The sequence below is a fragment of the Pseudomonas sp. efr-133-TYG-23 genome (assembly GCF_030209215.1).
GTDB lineage: Bacteria > Pseudomonadota > Gammaproteobacteria > Pseudomonadales > Pseudomonadaceae > Aquipseudomonas > Aquipseudomonas rhodesiae.
Map to the genome: position 1 here is coordinate 1 of NZ_JARVSL010000035.1, position 15,447 is coordinate 15,447.

At 61.8% G+C, this 15,447-nt stretch carries 16 protein-coding genes; 2 read left to right on the forward strand and 14 right to left on the reverse strand.

The window, feature by feature from the left end:
• Window positions 1-170: 170 nt before the first annotated feature.
• The 13 genes from QRN41_RS21915 to QRN41_RS21975 all read right to left on the reverse strand — a co-directional run bounded on the left by QRN41_RS21915 (window position 171) and on the right by QRN41_RS21975 (window position 12,647).
• On the reverse strand, window positions 171-1,091 hold the full coding sequence (locus tag QRN41_RS21915; protein WP_285422135.1) for a S66 peptidase family protein: 921 nt from the start codon (window positions 1,089-1,091) through the stop codon (window positions 171-173).
• A gap of 152 nt (window positions 1,092-1,243) precedes the next feature.
• Window positions 1,244-2,245 (reverse strand): lipoyl synthase, encoded by a 1,002-nt coding sequence (lipA, locus tag QRN41_RS21920; protein ID WP_162276709.1) that lies wholly within the window; start codon window positions 2,243-2,245, stop codon window positions 1,244-1,246.
• A 26-nt stretch (window positions 2,246-2,271) separates the two neighbouring features.
• Entirely contained in the window at window positions 2,272-2,919 is a 648-nt protein-coding gene (gene lipB, locus QRN41_RS21925; protein ID WP_034100909.1) for a lipoyl(octanoyl) transferase LipB, read from the reverse strand.
• Window positions 2,919-3,194 (reverse strand): DUF493 domain-containing protein, encoded by a 276-nt coding sequence (locus QRN41_RS21930; protein WP_034100910.1) that lies wholly within the window; start codon window positions 3,192-3,194, stop codon window positions 2,919-2,921. Before QRN41_RS21930 ends, lipB begins: the two co-directional genes overlap by 1 nt.
• 84 nt (window positions 3,195-3,278) lie before the next feature.
• Entirely contained in the window at window positions 3,279-4,436 is a 1,158-nt protein-coding gene (locus QRN41_RS21935; protein ID WP_034100911.1) for a D-alanyl-D-alanine carboxypeptidase family protein, read from the reverse strand.
• A 185-nt stretch (window positions 4,437-4,621) separates the two neighbouring features.
• Window positions 4,622-5,620, reverse strand: a complete 999-nt coding sequence (locus tag QRN41_RS21940) for a septal ring lytic transglycosylase RlpA family protein (protein ID WP_034139421.1) — start codon at window positions 5,618-5,620, stop codon at window positions 4,622-4,624.
• Window positions 5,620-6,630 (reverse strand): lytic murein transglycosylase B, encoded by a 1,011-nt coding sequence (gene mltB, locus QRN41_RS21945; RefSeq protein ID WP_094065980.1) that lies wholly within the window; start codon window positions 6,628-6,630, stop codon window positions 5,620-5,622. The genes QRN41_RS21940 and mltB overlap by 1 nt, the downstream gene beginning before the upstream one ends.
• Before the next feature lie 17 nt (window positions 6,631-6,647).
• Window positions 6,648-7,751 carry a rod shape-determining protein RodA gene (gene rodA, locus QRN41_RS21950; protein ID WP_015886065.1) on the reverse strand — a complete coding sequence of 368 codons (1,104 nt, stop codon included), beginning with the start codon at window positions 7,749-7,751 and terminating at the stop codon, window positions 6,648-6,650.
• 31 nt (window positions 7,752-7,782) lie between these two features.
• Entirely contained in the window at window positions 7,783-9,681 is a 1,899-nt protein-coding gene (gene mrdA / locus QRN41_RS21955; RefSeq protein WP_034100915.1) for a penicillin-binding protein 2, read from the reverse strand.
• Between the two features lie 15 nt (window positions 9,682-9,696).
• A complete protein-coding gene (gene rlmH, locus QRN41_RS21960) occupies window positions 9,697-10,164 on the reverse strand; it encodes a 23S rRNA (pseudouridine(1915)-N(3))-methyltransferase RlmH (RefSeq protein WP_003176297.1) in 468 nt (155 codons plus the stop codon).
• Window positions 10,165-10,173: 9 nt separating this feature from the next.
• Window positions 10,174-10,668 carry a ribosome silencing factor gene (gene rsfS, locus QRN41_RS21965; protein ID WP_034100916.1) on the reverse strand — a complete coding sequence of 165 codons (495 nt, stop codon included), beginning with the start codon at window positions 10,666-10,668 and terminating at the stop codon, window positions 10,174-10,176.
• A 69-nt stretch (window positions 10,669-10,737) separates the two neighbouring features.
• The gene (gene nadD, locus QRN41_RS21970; protein WP_034115210.1) at window positions 10,738-11,382 is read right to left on the reverse strand and encodes a nicotinate-nucleotide adenylyltransferase; all 645 of its coding nucleotides are present in this window, start codon (window positions 11,380-11,382) and stop codon (window positions 10,738-10,740) included.
• Window positions 11,382-12,647, reverse strand: a complete 1,266-nt coding sequence (locus tag QRN41_RS21975) for a glutamate-5-semialdehyde dehydrogenase (RefSeq protein WP_167418187.1) — start codon at window positions 12,645-12,647, stop codon at window positions 11,382-11,384. The genes nadD and QRN41_RS21975 overlap by 1 nt, the downstream gene beginning before the upstream one ends.
• A 174-nt stretch (window positions 12,648-12,821) precedes the next feature.
• Between QRN41_RS21975 and QRN41_RS21980 the strand changes: the two genes are divergently transcribed.
• Entirely contained in the window at window positions 12,822-13,505 is a 684-nt protein-coding gene (locus tag QRN41_RS21980) for a DNA-3-methyladenine glycosylase (RefSeq protein ID WP_167418186.1), read from the forward strand.
• Window positions 13,506-13,535: 30 nt separating this feature from the next.
• Window positions 13,536-14,852: a bifunctional DedA family/phosphatase PAP2 family protein gene (locus tag QRN41_RS21985; RefSeq protein WP_167418185.1), complete on the forward strand. Its 1,317-nt coding sequence runs from the start codon at window positions 13,536-13,538 to the stop codon at window positions 14,850-14,852.
• Here the strand turns inward: QRN41_RS21985 and QRN41_RS21990 are convergent.
• Window positions 14,849-15,439: an LON peptidase substrate-binding domain-containing protein gene (locus tag QRN41_RS21990; RefSeq protein WP_034139426.1), complete on the reverse strand. Its 591-nt coding sequence runs from the start codon at window positions 15,437-15,439 to the stop codon at window positions 14,849-14,851. The two genes, QRN41_RS21985 and QRN41_RS21990, sit on opposite strands and share 4 nt — an antisense overlap.
• Window positions 15,440-15,447: the final 8 nt, after the last annotated feature.

A 15,447-nucleotide genomic window follows, 5' to 3' on the forward strand; every position in this document is an offset into this window, starting at 1 on the left:
TCAATGTGAGAGGGAGCTTGCCCCCTCCCACAGCTGACCAAGTTGTCATGTCGATCACTGATCAATGTGAGAGGGGCTTGCCCCCTCCCACAGCTGACCGAGTTGTCATGTCGATCACTGATCAATGTGGGAGGGGGCCCCCGATGGCGGTTTAGCAAGAGACCCCAGATTCAGAGTGTAAAGACCACATCCTGCTCCAACATCACCCGCTGCTCCCCCGCATCCAGCCGCACCCACGCGCCCATCGGCAGGGTCAGGTTCGGATCGCAATGCCCACTGCGCCAGCCGGCCAGCACCGGAATGCACAACGGTTCAAATGTCTGTTTGAGCAGGCGCTGCAGCGCGACGTTATCCACTCCCGCCACGTCCCCGACCAACACCCCAGCTACCTGAGCCAACTTGCCCGCCAGGCGCAAATGCGTGAGCAGACGATCGATGCGGTAGATCGGCTCGTTGACGTCTTCGATAAACAAGATGATGCCCTGCGCGTCGATTTCGTAAGGCGTGCCCATCACCGCCGCAATCATCGACAGGTTGCCTCCCAGCAAACGCCCACAGGCGATGCCAGGCTCAATGGTGGTCAGCGGGTAGGCCGCCGGGTGCGTGATGAGGTTGCCCGCGCCCAGTTGACCACGCAGCAGGCTGAACAGTGAGGACTCGGTAGGTTGCTGCTTGTCGCCCAACAGGTCGGCATTGAGCATCGGCCCGTGGAACGTCACGAAGCCCGCGTAGCGGCTGATGGCCAGGTGCAAGGCGGTGATGTCGCTGTAGCCGACGAAGGGTTTGGGGTTGGCGCGCAGCAGGTCGAAGTCCAAACAGTCCAACAGCCGTGGCGTGCCGTAACCGCCCCGCAGGCAGAAGATCGCATCGATTTCAGGGTCGGCGAAGGCGGCGTGCAGGTCATGCAAGCGCACCTCATCGCTGCCGGCGAGGTAGCCGTCGCGCTCATACACCCCAGGAAAAATCCGCAGGTCGTAGCCGCGGGTGCGCATCCATCGGCTGGCCTTTTCAACGTCCAGCGCTGCGGGGCCGGCGGGAGCGATCAGGGCGATGGTGCCTTCAGAACGAAGGGCTGGAACGGCGGTTGTCATACACAAGTCTCCCTGGTTAACGCACAACGAAATGTGGGAGAGGGCTTGCCCCGATAGCGGTGGATCAGCCAGCACATGAGTGACTGACCTATCGCTATCGGGGGCAAGCCCCCTCCCACATAAGCCCCTCCCATTCCGGATTTAAACTCCGATCAGGAGATCAGGCTTGCCTTGACCAGCTTGGCCTGCTCGTCGGCGTGGTACGAAGAACGCACCAGCGGGCCCGATGCCACGTTTTTGAAGCCCATCTTGTAGCCTTCCTCGGCGAACCAGGCGAAGGTGTCCGGGTGCACGAAACGCTGCACCGGCAAGTGGTTACGCGATGGTTGCAGGTACTGGCCCAAGGTCAGCATGTCGATGTCGTGTTCGCGCATGCGCTTCATGACTTCGATCACTTCCTCATCGGTCTCGCCCAGGCCCAGCATCAGGCCGGATTTGGTGGGGATGTGCGGCATCATCTGCTTGAACTTCTGCAGCAGGGTCAGCGACCACTGGTAGTCCGAACCGGGACGCGCGGCCTTGTACAGGCGTGGCACGGTTTCCAGGTTGTGGTTGAACACATCCGGCGGCTCGGCGGCAGTGATTTCCAACGCCACGTCCATACGGCCACGGTAGTCCGGCACCAGGGTTTCGAGCACAACGTTCGGCGACAGTTTGCGAATTTCGCGAATGCAGTCGGCAAAGTGCTGGGCACCGCCGTCACGCAAATCGTCGCGGTCCACCGAAGTGATCACCACGTACTTGAGTTTGAGGTCGGCGATGGCGATGGCCAGGCTTTCCGGCTCGTTGACGTCCAGTGGCTTCGGCCGGCCGTGGCCAACGTCGCAGAACGGGCAACGGCGGGTGCAGATGTCACCCATGATCATGAACGTGGCGGTGCCGCCGGAGAAACACTCACCCAGGTTCGGGCAGGAGGCCTCTTCGCACACACTGTGCAGCTTGTGTTTGCGCAGCAGGGCTTTGATCCGGTCGACTTCCGGCGAGACAGGGATGCGCACGCGGATCCAGTCAGGCTTTTTCGGCAGTTCGGTGGTAGGAATGATCTTTACCGGGATGCGTGCAACCTTCTCGGCGCCGCGCAGCTTGACGCCGGCTTCCACCTTGGCACGCGGGGCCGGGGCCGGACGCTCGGTTACGTCCAGCGTCGGGATCATGGTTTGCACTGCATCAGTAGTCATAGTCAGTCGATTCCGCCCGTGAGGGTCGTCTGCTCAGCATAGTCGAGGTGTTTGACGAGCTGCGCGCGCAGCCGGGCACTTACCTCGGCAAATTTAATCGGTGTCACATGCTCGCTCAGCTGTGTCATCGCTAACCCGGCATAACCGCACGGGTTGATGCGCCGGAAGGGCGCCAGGTCCATGTCCACGTTCAGGGCCAGGCCATGAAAGGAACAACCGTGGCGAATCCGCAGCCCCAGGGAAGCGATTTTCGCGCCATCCACATACACCCCCGGAGCATCGGGCTTGGCCGCGGCGGTGACGCCGTAACTGGCCAATAGCTCGATCAGGCACGCCTCGATACGGCTGACCAGATCACGCACACCAAACCCCAGCTTGCGCACATCCAACAGCAGGTAAGCCACAAGCTGACCGGGGCCATGGTAAGTCACTTGGCCACCCCGGTCGACCTGCACCACCGGAATCTCCCCCGGCAGCAGCAGATGTTCGGCCTTGCCGGCCTGGCCCTGGGTGAACACCGGTGGATGCTCCACCAGCCAGACCTCATCCGGCGCCGAGGTGCCGCGCTCGTTGGTGAAGCGCTGCATCGCATGCCAGACGGGCTCGTAGGCCATCTGGCCAAGTTCACGAAAGCCCAGGACCTGCGACATCACAACACCATGTGTACGAAGCCGGTGGCCCGCAGTTCACTGTTGATGTTGTAGAGCTGGTCCTGATCCGTCGCCACGATGTGCAACTGGATCGTGGTGTATTTACCGTTGGTACTGGAGCGCTCGTCCACACGGTTGTCGTTGATCGTGGCGTGTTTACGCACGATGTCGAGGATCTTGTCTTTGTTGCCAACACCGGTATCGCTGATCACCTTGACGGGATAATCCGTCACCGGGAACTCGATCTTAGGCGCCTTCACTTCTTTATCGGTCATGGCAGAACGGCCTCGTAAGCGGTAAGCCGTGGCGACGGCAAAGCCCCGCGTCGGTTCAACGCGGGGCTTTGCAGGTGCACACAATCAGTTGAACAAGCCGTAGAAGAATAGACGGATGCTATCCCACACGCGGCGGAAGATACCACCTTCGTCGACGGCGTCCAGCGCGATCAGGTCGGCGCTGTGCACCACCTTGTCGTCCAGTTTCACTTCGACTTTACCGATCACATCGCCCTTGGCGATTGGCGCGACCAATTGCGGATTCATGGTCATGCTGGCAGCGAGCTTTTTCAGCTGGCCTTTAGGCATGGTCAGGGTCAGGTCTTCGGCCAGGCCGGCCTTGACTTGGGAAGCCGCGCCTTTCCACACCGGGGCGGTCGCCAGTTCAGCACCCTTCTGGTAGAAGGTCTGGGTTTCGAAGAAGCGGAAACCGTAGGTCAGCAGCTTTTGCGTCTCGGCCGCACGGGCCTGTTCGCTGTTGGTACCGAACACCACGGCGATCAGGCGTTGGCCATCACGTACCGCCGAGGACACCATGCAGTAGCCGGCCTCTTCGGTGTGGCCGGTTTTCAGGCCGTCGACGGTCTTGTCGCGCCACAGCAGCAGGTTGCGGTTAGGCTGTTTGATGTTGTTCCAGAAGAACTCCTTCTGGGAGTAGATCGCGTAGTGCACCGGGTCGACGCGGATGATCGCGCGCGCCAGGATCGCCATGTCATGGGCCGACGAGTAGTGCTCTGGGTTCGGCAGACCGGTCGGGTTCATAAAGTGGCTGTTGGTCATGCCCAGATCGGCCACGGTTTTGTTCATCATGTCGGCGAACGCGTCTTCGCTGCCGGCGATGTGCTCGGCCAGGGCGACGCTGGCGTCGTTACCGGACTGGATGATGATGCCGTGCAGCAGGTCGCTGACGGTGACTTGGGAGCCCACCTTGATGAACATCCGCGAACCGCCGGTACGCCAGGCGTTTTCGCTGACGGTCACCGGGTCGTTTTCACCGATCTGGCCGCGACGGATTTCCAGGGTCGCGATATAGGCGGTCATCAGCTTGGTCAGGCTGGCCGGCGGCAGGCGCTGGTCACCGTTGTTCTCGACCAGCACGTTGCCGCTGGCGGCATCCATGAGCACCCAGGCCTTGGCGGCCAGTTGCGGTGAAGCCGGCACCATTTCAACCGCCCAGGCGGCCGGGGTGATGATCAGCGAGATAAGCAGGCACGTGCGTTTGGCTAAGGTGGTGATGTTCATCCGTCTCTCGAAATTGCTTATGGAAACTTGCCCTCGCGGGCAAAACTTATTCAGACAGCCCGCTACCAGACTGTCGCGTGTTCGGTTGCCCGCTCACCCCTTGCTCCCGGGTTTTTATTGTTCAAACGAGCCAACAACCAGAGTTCAAGCCCGCGTACGTGCCTGAACCATCAATCCGTTACTGCTTACTCGGCGGTGACCACACTGGGTTGCCCCAGGTTGGCCAGACGCACACTGTTCTGCACTTGCGCCACCTCGCTCGGCGAGCCGATCGGGCCCATCCGCACGCGGTGCAGGGTTTGCTGGTTGCGCACGATGGAACTGATGAAGACCGGCGCATTGACCATGCTGCTGAGTTTGGACCTTAACAGTTCCGCCGCATCCGGGTTGGCGAAAGCGCCGACCTGCAGGTACTGCCCGCCCGCCAGGGAAGCACCCGGCGCGGCCTGGGGCACGGCCACGGTGTCCGGGGCGTGCTGTTGCGGTGGCGGCGTCCACTGTTCGACCTTGCCGGCCGATGCGGTGATCTGTGGTTGCGGGGTCTGCGGCTCGTTGAGCATCAACGGCGCTGGCTTGCCACGCTGAGCCCAATACTGCGCCGGATCGATGCCTTCGACCTTGACCCGCGCGGTGCCGGTTTCGGCGTAGCCGAGCTTTTTGGCGGCAGCGTAGGACAAGTCGATGATACGGTCCGAGTAGAACGGCCCACGGTCATTGACCCGCAGGATCACCGTGCGGTGGTTGTCCAGGTTGGTCACGCGTACGTAGCTGGGCAACGGCAAGGTCTTGTGGGCCGCGCTCATGCCGTACAGGTCATAGACCTCGCCATTGGCGGTGTTCTGGCCATGGAACTTGGTGCCGTACCAGGAGGCCGTGCCGGACTGCACGTAGGTCTTGGATTCTTGCAGCGGAAAGTAGGTCTTGCCCAGCACGGTGTACGGGTTGGCCTTGTAGGGACCGGTGTGCAGGGTGGGCGTGGCATCCGGGATTTTCGAGACATCCACATCCCACCACGGCGCGCCGTCTTTGTGCGCGCGGTTGATGTCCAGGCCCGGTTGGGATCGAACCACCGCGCCGCCGGACTTCTGCGTCGGCGCGCGGCTGGTGGAACAACTGACAACCAGCAAGGACAACGCGGTGAACGCCACCAGCTTGAGCGGTTTATTGAACGGCGATGCCCGCATTACTTGTTGCCCCGTGCTTGGACCAGCATGTCTGACAGCTGATGCACGGCCATGGCGTACATCACACTGCGGTTATAACGCGTGATTGCGTAGAAATTCTTCAGGCCCATCCAGTATTCAGGGCCATTTTCGCCTTCCAGGCGGAATGCCGTTACCGGCGTGTCATCGTGTGGCGCATTCTGACTCGACCAACCCAGCGCCCGCAACTCCCCGACGGTCTTGGCCGGCTCGATCCCCTGGGTCAGGCCGTCGTCGGCGCGCTCCCCGGTGACATCCGCGCGGACCACCACCGGCTCGCCGGCAACCCAGCCGTGGCGCTTGAAGTAGCTGGCCACGCTGCCGATGGCATCGTCGGGATTGCTCCAGATATTGATGTGGCCGTCGTTGTCGAAATCCACCGCGTAGGCGCGAAAGCTGCTCGGCATGAATTGCGGCAAGCCCATCGCTCCGGCGTAGGAGCCCTTGAGGGTCAATGGATCGACCTGCTCTTCGCGGGCCAGCAGCAGGAATTCGCGCAGTTCCTTGCGGAAGAAGTCGGCACGGGGCGGGTAATCGAAGCCCAGGGTCGACAACGCGTCGATCACCCGGTAGCTGCCGGTGTTGCGCCCGTAGAAGGTTTCGATGCCGATGATCGACACAATCACTTGGGCCGGCACACCGTATTCCTGTTCGGCGCGGGCCAGGGCGGCCTCGTGCTCGCGCCAGAAGTCCACACCGCGGGCCACGCGGGCGTCGGTGAGGAACATCGGGCGATATTCTTTCCACTGTTTCACACGTTCAGCGGGGCGGGAAATGGCGTCGAGGATCGCCTGCTTGCGCTGCGCCTCGCGGAACACGCCCATCAACTGCTCACCGGCGAAACCGTAGTCGCGGGTCATTTCACCGACAAACTCGGCGACCTGAGGTGAACCATCGTAGTCACCGGCCAGGGTCTCCTGCGTTGCCCCCAGCAGCCCGATCAGGCCCATCCAGGACGCATGCCGAGTCGCCCAGCCGCGCATTACTTGCATTGACATCTTCACCTTATTCAAACCTGTGCGATCCACTTGCGATGCGTATGAATCGACATCAAAACCCCAAACGCTGACAGCAATGTCACCAGCGAAGTTCCGCCGTAGCTAATGAATGGCAACGGCACCCCAACCACCGGTAACAGGCCACTGACCATACCGATGTTGACGAAAACGTAAACAAAAAACGTCATGGTCAGCGCGCCGGCAAGCAATTTGCCGAACAGCGTCTGCGCTTGCGCGGTAATCACCAGGCCACGCCCGATCAACAACAGGTAGATCAGCAGCAACGCGCAGATCCCCACCAGGCCGAACTCTTCGCCCAGCACCGCGATGATGAAATCGGTGTGGCTCTCGGGCAGAAAGTCCAAGTGCGACTGGGTGCCCAGCAACCAGCCTTTGCCGAAGACCCCACCCGAACCGATTGCCGCCTTGGACTGGATGATGTTCCAGCCGGTGCCCAAGGGATCGCTTTCCGGATCGAGGAACGTCAGGATCCGTTGCTTTTGATAGTCGTGCATAAAGAAGAACCACATCGCCACCGCCACCGGCACCGCAGCGGCCAGCACGCTGAGGATCCAGCGCCAGCGCAACCCGCCCATAAACAGCACGAACGCGCCGCCGGCCAGGATCAGCAGTGAGGTGCCTAGGTCGGGCTGGCGCACAATCAGGATAAACGGTACGCCGATCAGGATCAGGCTGATGCCTACGTGTTTGAGCTGCGGCGGCAGGGTGCGCTTTGACAGGTACCAGGCGATGGTCGCCGGCATCAGGATCTTCATGAATTCCGACGGCTGGAAGCGAATCACCCCTGGGATATTGATCCACCGCGTCGCGCCCATGGCGTTGTGGCCCATCACGTCCACCACCACCAACAGCAACACCCCCGCCACATAGCCCAGCGGCACCCAGCGCGCCATGAAGCGCGGCTCCAACTGAGCGATCACCACCATCGACAACAGGCCCAGGCCGAACGACGACGCTTGTTTGATCAGCAGGTCCCAGTTCTTGCCACTGGCCGAATACAACACAAACAGACTGCCGGCCGCGAGGGTCAGCAACAGGATCAGCAACGGGCCGTCGATGTGCATGCGTTGCAGCAACGTCGCACGGCGACGCATCACATCCTCGCTGGAGAGGATGCGGTCAAAATTACTCTTCACTGGCCGTAACCTCGGGGCTTGAAGGGGGGCCGCCATATTCAGGCTTGAGCCTGCCGTCCTCGGCCAGAAGCCAGGCGTCCATCACCTGGCGCACCACGGGCGCGGCGACGCCGGAGCCGGACTCGCCGTTCTCAACCATCACCGCCACCACGATTTTCGGGTCGTCGGCCGGCGCAAAACCGACAAACAAGGCGTGGTCGCGGTGACGTTCCTGAACCTTGGAACGGTCGTATTTCTCGCCTTGCTTGATCGCCACCACCTGGGCGGTACCACTCTTGCCGGCGATGCGATATTGCGCACCGATCGCCGCCTTGCGCGCTGTGCCGCGCGCACCGTGCATCACCTGCTGCATGCCGTGGTTGACCTTGGTCCAGTCCGACGGGTCGCGCAGCACAATGTCCGGGATCGGGTTGTCATCCACCGGCTTCTCGCCTTCGATGGTCTTGGCCAGGTGCGGACGGTTCCACACGCCCTTGTTGGCCACCAGCGCCGTGGCCTGAGCCAGTTGCAGCGGCGTGGCCTGCATATAGCCCTGGCCGATCCCCAGGATCAGGGTTTCCCCCGGGAACCACGCCTGGCGGCGGGTCGCGCGCTTCCATTCCCGCGATGGCATCAAGCCTGGCGATTCTTCGAACATGTCCAGGGAAACTTTCTGACCGAGCCCGAACTTGCCCATGTAGGCCGACAGACGATCAATGCCCAGCTTGTGGGCAAGGTCATAAAAGTAAGTGTCGTTGGAGCGCATGATTGCGGTGTCCAGGTCGACATAACCGTCACCGGTACGGTTCCAGTTACGGTACTTGTGATCGTAATTGGGCAGCATGTAGTAACCGGGGTCGTACACCCGGCTGGAAGCGGTCACCACGCCAGCGTCCAGGCCGGCAATCGCCACCGCCGGTTTGATGGTCGAACCCGGTGGGTACAAGCCACGCAGCACACGGTTGAACAACGGCCGGTCGATGGAATCACGCAGCTCGGCGTACGCCTTGAAGCTGATACCGGTCACGAACAGGTTCGGGTCGAAGCTGGGTTGACTGACCATGGCCAGCACTTCGCCCGTCTTCGGGTCCAGCGCCACCACCGCGCCGCGTCGGCCGCCCAGCGCCATCTCGGCCGCTTCCTGCAGCTTGATGTCCAGGCTCAGTACGATGTCCTTGCCCGGCACCGGGTCGGTACGCTTGAGCACGCGCAGCACACGGCCGCGGGCGTTGGTTTCAACTTCTTCGTAACCCACCTGGCCGTGCAGTTCGGGCTCGTAGAAACGCTCGATGCCGGTTTTGCCGATATGATGGGTGCCGCTGTAATTCACCGGATCGAGGGTTTTCAGCTCTTTCTCGTTGATGCGCCCCATATAGCCGACGGAGTGAGCAAAGTGCGGCCCTTGCGGGTAGTGCCGCACCAACTGCGCCACCACTTCCACCCCCGGCAGGCGGAACTGGTTCACCGCGATCCGCGCGATCTGCTCTTCGGTCAGCTCGAACAGAATCGGCACCGGCTCGAATGGCCGGCGCCCCTGCCTCATGCGTTTCTCGAAGATCACCCTGTCTTCCGGCGTCAGTTGCAGGACTTCGACGATCACGTCGAGCACTTGCTGCCAATCGCCGGAACGTTCGCGGGTCATGCTCAGGCTGAAGCTGGGCCGGTTATCCGCCACGACAACGCCATTGCGGTCGAAAATCAGCCCGCGGGTCGGCGGAATCGGCTGCACATGCACCCGGTTGTTTTCCGACAGCGTGGAGTGATAGTCGTACTGGATCACCTGCAGGAAATACAGGCGCGCAATCAACACTCCGATCAGCGCCACCACCATGATCGCGCCAAACACCACGCGCGCACGTACCAGACGTGCGTCTTTCTCATGGTCCTTGATGCGGATCGGCTGAGTCATCGGGAGGGGCGCAGACTATTTGTGGTAAGGGTGCCCGGACAGAACTGTCCAGGCGCGATACAGCTGTTCACCGATCAGAATCCTTACCAACGGGTGCGGCAACGTCAGTGCCGACAGCGACCAGCGCTGGTCCGCCCGCGCGCAGACTTCCGGCGCCAGCCCTTCGGGACCACCGACCATGAAGTTGACCGTGCGCGAGTCCAGGCGCCAGCGATCCAGCTCCACCGCCAACTGCTCGGTGCTCCAGGGTTTGCCGTGCACTTCGAGGGTGACGATACGCTCATTGGGGCCGACCTTGGCCAACATGGCTTCGCCTTCCTGACGGATAAAGCGCGCCACGTCGGCATTCTTGCCCCGGGTGTTGAGCGGTATTTCCACCAGTTCCAGCGACAACTCGGCGGGCAGACGCTTGGCATACTCGTGCCAGCCTTCTTCCACCCACTTGGGCATGCGTGAACCGACAGCAATCAGACGCAGGCGCACAGCCGTTCCTTATTCCTGGTCTTTGTTGAGCTTGTCGAAGTGAGCGTGGCCCACTTCCGGGCTGTGGTGCTTGCCATCGGCGGCACGGCTCTGCTCGGCGCCTTTCCACAGACGCTCCAGGTCGTAGAACTGGCGAGCGTTGGAGGTCATCATGTGGACGATCACGTCGTCCATGTCCAGCAGCACCCAATCGCTGTCGCCCTTGCCTTCTTCACCCAACGGCTTGACGCCCTGGGCTTTGACGGCTTCGCGCACTTTGTCCAGCATCGCGCCGATCTGGCGGTTGGAGGTACCGGTGGCGATGATCATGTAGTCGGTGATGCTCTGCTTGTCGCGCACGTCCAGCACCTGGATGTCCTGGGCCTTCACGTCCTCCAGGGCCGCCACGGCGACTTTCACCAGCTCTTCGCCGACCAGTTCCGGACCGGTGTGGGCTTCTACCGGCAGAGGGGCGCTTTTGAACGTGCCTTTGCGCTTAACTTTGCTTACGTCTTTGTTGGTCATATAAAACTCGTTTTGCTCGTATGTTCGGGCGCTCGCTGTACGACTGTTCGTACCTTCAAGCACGCCTTTTCAGTTCGACGCACGGTAAAGCCCGTGCGCATCGATGTAGGCCAGGACCGCGTCAGGCACCAGGAACCGTACCGACTTACCGCTGGCCAGCAGTTGACGGATCTGGGTGGCGGACACCGCAAGCGGGGTCTGCCAGACGAATGCAATATTCCCGTTCGGCCCGGTCAGGGCCAAGGGGTCACTTACCGACCGCGCGGCCAGCAGGTTGCGCAAGGCATCCGGCGGTTCGCTGTCGGCATCCGGGCGTTGCAAAACCAGGATGTGGCAATGCTGGAGGAGATCCTCCCAGCGATGCCAAGAGGGCAGGCCGCAAAATGCGTCCCAGCCCAAAAGCAGAAACAACTGGTCGTCCGCGGCCAGTTCGGCGCGCATCAGTTCCAGGGTGTCGACAGTGTAGGACGGTTTATCGCGCTTGAGCTCGCGGTCGTCCACCACCAACGGTGCAATGCCTTCCACCGCCAGACGCACCATTTCCAGACGCTGCTGGGGCGACACTTGCGGCGTGTCGCGATGGGGCGGCCGGAAATTGGGGATCAGGCGCAGTTCATCCAGCGCCAGCGCGTCCGCCACTTCCAGAGCGCTGCGCAGATGGCCGATGTGCACAGGGTCGAAGGTACCGCCGAGCAGCCCAATGCGCTTAGCCATCAAGTGCGCACGTGCCCGTCGCCGAACACCACGTACTTCTCGCTGGTCAGGCCTTCCAGGCCCACCGGGCCGCGTGCGTGGAGCTTGTCGGTAGAAATCCCGATCTCCGCGCCCAAGCCGTACTCGAAACCGTCGGCAAAGCGCGTCGAGGCATTGACCATCACCGAAGCGGAGTCCACTTCGGTGAGGAAGCGCCGGGCATCGCTGAAATGCTCGGACACGATCGCGTCGGTGTGCTTGGAACCGTAAGTGTTGATGTGCTCGATGGCCTGATCCAGGTCGTCGACGATGCGGATCGACAGGATCGGCGCAGTGTATTCGGTGTACCAGTCCTGCTCGGTGGCTTCGATCACGTCCGTGCCCAGCAACGCGCGGGTACGCTCGCAACCGCGCAGTTCCACGCCCTTGTCGCGGTAGATCGCGGCCAACGGCGGCAATACGCGCTCGGCGATGCCGGCGTGCACCAACAGGGTTTCCATGGTGTTGCACGGCGCGTAGCGATGGGTCTTGGCGTTGTCGGCGATGCGGATCGCCTTGTCGATATCGGCCGCAATGTCGATGTACACATGGCACACGCCGTCCAGGTGCTTGATCACTGGCACCTTGGCATCGCGGCTCACGCGTTCGATCAGGCTTTTGCCGCCGCGCGGCACGATGACGTCGACGAATTCCGGCATGGTGATCAACGCACCAACGGCGGCGCGGTCGGTGGTTTCCACCACTTGCACCACTTCGGCCGGCAACTCGGCCACGGCCAGGCCCTGCTGGATGCACGCGGCGATGGCACGGTTGGAATGGATAGCCTCGGAACCGCCGCGCAGGATGGTGGCGTTGCCGGATTTGAGGCACAGGCTTGCGGCGTCGATGGTCACGTTCGGACGCGACTCGTAGATGATGCCGATCACGCCCAGGGGCACGCGCATCTTGCCCACCTGGATGCCGGACGGCAGGTAACGCATATCGCGGATTTCACCGATGGGGTCAGGCAGCTTGGCTACCTGACGCAGGCCTTCGATCATGTCGTCGATACGCGCCGGGGTCAGTGCCAGGCGGTCCAGCAGGGCCGGCTCCAGGCCATTGGCGCGGCCGTTGGCCAGATCCTGTTCGTTGGCGGCGGTCAGCTCGGAGCGCGAGGCATCCAGAGCGTCGGCGGCCGCCAGCAGGGCGCGATTTTTCTGCGCAGTGCTCGCACGGGCGATCAACCGCGACGCCTGGCGGGCAGCGCGACCCAGGCGGGTCATGTAGTCAAGAACGGACTCAGTCATGGTCGGGGAGTCTTGGCAAAGAGGAAAGCGGCAGATTATAGCCGTGACGCCGCCCGACTGACAGCGGTGAGGGGCGGATGGTCGAAATGAACTGTAAAAACCTGAGCTTCAGCCGTAATTAAGGTGGGAGTTGTTATCATCCGGTCACATTTAGCCGTAATAACTGCCGACGCCATGCCCAGTTCCGCTCTTCCAACCCCCGCCAGCGCCCTGCCCGACAGCTTCTTCGACCGCGATGCGCAAGTGCTCGCGCGTGAATTGCTCGGAAAAGTCATTCGCCACCGAGTCGGCGAAACCTGGCTTTCGGCGCGAATTATCGAAACCGAAGCTTATTACGCGGCCGAAAAGGGCAGCCACGCGTCCCTCGGTTACACAGAAAAGCGTAAGGCTTTGTTTCTGGATGGGGGGCACATCTACATGTATTACGCCCGTGGCGGCGATTCTCTGAATTTCAGCGCCCATGGCCCAGGCAATGCGGTGCTGATCAAATCCGCCTATCCATGGGTCGACGAAATCGCCAGCCCAGCCAGCCTGGCGCAGATGCTGCTGAACAACCCGGACGCCAAAGGTCTGCCCCGCCCTTCGCACAAGCTGTGCGCGGGCCAGACGCTGTTGTGCAAGGCGCTGGGGCTGAAGGTGCCGATGTGGGACGCCAAACGGTTTGACCAAGAACTGCTTTACGTCGAAGACGTCGGCCAGACCCCGACGCAGATCATCCAGACCACCCGCCTGGGCATCCCCAGCGGGCGTGACGAACACCTGATGTACCGCTTCGTCGATGCTGGCTACGCGCCTTATTGCACGCGGAACCCGTTGCGCCGAGGCCAGGTCGAAGGCCGCGACTATTTTTTGCTGTGAATTCCCAAGAACACCGATGGAGTGGATTGTATGGGCCAATGGCTCGATAGCATTACTGGCTGGCTGAGCATCAACCCTCAATGGCTGGCCGTGGCGGTGTTCATCGTCGCGTGCGTGGAGTGCCTGGCGATTGCCGGCTTGATCGTACCGGGCACGGTGCTGCTGTTCGCTATCGCCGCCTTGGCCGGTAGCGGCGCGCTGTCCTTGAGCGAGACGCTGCTGCTGGGTTTCCTCGGCGGCTTGCTCGGCGACGGGGTTTCCTACTTTCTGGGACGACATTTCCATCAGAACATACGGCGTTTGCCCGGCTTACGTCATCACCCCGAATGGATGAACGGCGCCGAGACCTACTTTCACAAATACGGGATCGCCAGCCTGCTGGTCGGCCGTTTTATCGGCCCGCTACGCCCCATGCTGCCGATGGTGGCCGGCATGTGCGACATGCCGTTCCCGCGTTTCGCCGGGGTGAGCATTCTGGCGGCGGCGGGTTGGTCGGTGGCCTATTTGCTGCCGGGCTGGGCGACCGGCGCCGCGTTCCGCCTGCCGTTGCCGCAAGGGTTCTGGCCGGAAGCGGCGGTGGTCGCAGGGTGCCTTGCGGTCGTGATCGGGCTAAGCCTGAATAGCAGCCTGCGGGGGCATCGTCGCGCCACGTTATGGATAGGCGGCGCCAGCCTGACGTTATTGATCGCGCTGTTTATCGGCTATCACTCGCTGGACAATTTTGACCATGGCCTGAGTGCGCTGGTGCAGGAGCATCGCAGCCCTTGGCTGGATGAAGTAATGGTGCGGATCACTCAACTGGGCGAATTCAAAAAAATGTTTTTCGCAAGTGCGGTGTTTACCGGCTTGCTGGTATTGGCGCGGCAATGGCGCCACGCGCTGTTTGTCGGTGCCACGCTGGCGGGGTCTGCGCTTATCAATACCGGGACCAAACTGTTTTTCGCCCGCGGCCGCCCGGAAATCCTCACAGACCCATTGACCAGTTTCAGCATGCCCAGCGGCCATGCGTCCGGCGCGTTTGCGTTTTTCCTGGCGTTGGCGGTCTTGGCCGGTCGCGGTCAGCCCACACGGCTGCGCCTGACCTGGATGCTGCTGGGCTGTATTCCGGCGGCGTTCATCGCACTGTCGCGGGTCTACCTCGGCGCCCATTGGCCCACGGACATCCTCGCCGGCACGTTGCTGGCAATGACGGTGTGCGCGTTCAGCCTGGGGCTTAGCGAATATCGAAGCCCCTTGCCCGCCATGCCACGGAAAACTTGGTGGCTGCTACTACCGGCGCTGGTGGCGGTGCTGAGTTTTATCGCGCTGGCCGGCACATCCCATGCCCTGTTGCGCTACGCCTATTAAGTGAACAGCTCGCCCTGAAGTTCGTCGAGCAGGAACTGGATCATATCCAGGCGCTGTTGCGGACTGTCCATTTCCAGCAGCTTGATCTTGTCGTCATCGGTGAACGGCAGCAAATACGCCAGCTGATTGGCCAACGCTTGTTGGCCCTGAGCGTTGGTGTCCATGTCCAATGAGGCGACCATCGGGTGTTCGGCCAGGACCTGAAGCAAGGCCAGCAGGTCTTCGTCCTCTTCTTCCAGGGCGCTGTCCGGTTGCTCATCCAGCCAGCGCACCTCGCCCACCAGCAACTGGTCTTTCTGCACCGTGACGTCAGACACATGAAAACGTCGCCCGCCCTCAACCCGAATGCCCAGCAGGCCGTTGTCCTGCTGTTTGAAGTCGCGGATCAGCGCTTCACAACCGACCACCGCGTAAGCGTCCGTCATATCGTCGGCACTGGCTTCTCCAAGGATGCACACCACCCCGAAACCTTCGCCCTTCTTCATACAGCGCCCGATCATATCGAGGTAGCGCGCCTCAAAGATCTGCAAGTCGAGCGTGCAGCCAGGAAACAGCACGGTATTGAGTGGAAACAGCGCCAGACTCATAAAGCGTT

Bases quoted from the DNA above. Each gene is read 5' to 3' on its own strand.
- rsfS (WP_034100916.1), bottom strand. From the start codon at position 10,668: ATGACCAACAAAGACGTAAGCAAAGTTAAGCGCAAAGGCACGTTCAAA.
- QRN41_RS21930 (WP_034100910.1), bottom strand. From the start codon at position 3,194: ATGACCGATAAAGAAGTGAAGGCGCCTAAGATCGAGTTCCCGGTGACG.
- QRN41_RS21915 (WP_285422135.1), bottom strand. From the start codon at position 1,091: ATGACAACCGCCGTTCCAGCCCTTCGTTCTGAAGGCACCATCGCCCTG.
- nadD (WP_034115210.1), bottom strand. From the start codon at position 11,382: ATGGCTAAGCGCATTGGGCTGCTCGGCGGTACCTTCGACCCTGTGCAC.
- QRN41_RS21985 (WP_167418185.1), top strand. From the start codon at position 13,536: ATGGGCCAATGGCTCGATAGCATTACTGGCTGGCTGAGCATCAACCCT.
- lipA (WP_162276709.1), bottom strand. From the start codon at position 2,245: ATGATCCCGACGCTGGACGTAACCGAGCGTCCGGCCCCGGCCCCGCGT.
- QRN41_RS21935 (WP_034100911.1), bottom strand. From the start codon at position 4,436: ATGAACATCACCACCTTAGCCAAACGCACGTGCCTGCTTATCTCGCTG.
- QRN41_RS21990 (WP_034139426.1), bottom strand. From the start codon at position 15,439: ATGAGTCTGGCGCTGTTTCCACTCAATACCGTGCTGTTTCCTGGCTGC.
- QRN41_RS21980 (WP_167418186.1), top strand. From the start codon at position 12,822: ATGCCCAGTTCCGCTCTTCCAACCCCCGCCAGCGCCCTGCCCGACAGC.
- lipB (WP_034100909.1), bottom strand. From the start codon at position 2,919: ATGTCGCAGGTCCTGGGCTTTCGTGAACTTGGCCAGATGGCCTACGAG.
- rodA (WP_015886065.1), bottom strand. From the start codon at position 7,751: ATGCGTCGCCGTGCGACGTTGCTGCAACGCATGCACATCGACGGCCCG.
- mltB (WP_094065980.1), bottom strand. From the start codon at position 6,630: ATGCAAGTAATGCGCGGCTGGGCGACTCGGCATGCGTCCTGGATGGGC.
- mrdA (WP_034100915.1), bottom strand. From the start codon at position 9,681: ATGACTCAGCCGATCCGCATCAAGGACCATGAGAAAGACGCACGTCTG.
- QRN41_RS21975 (WP_167418187.1), bottom strand. From the start codon at position 12,647: ATGACTGAGTCCGTTCTTGACTACATGACCCGCCTGGGTCGCGCTGCC.
- QRN41_RS21940 (WP_034139421.1), bottom strand. From the start codon at position 5,620: ATGCGGGCATCGCCGTTCAATAAACCGCTCAAGCTGGTGGCGTTCACC.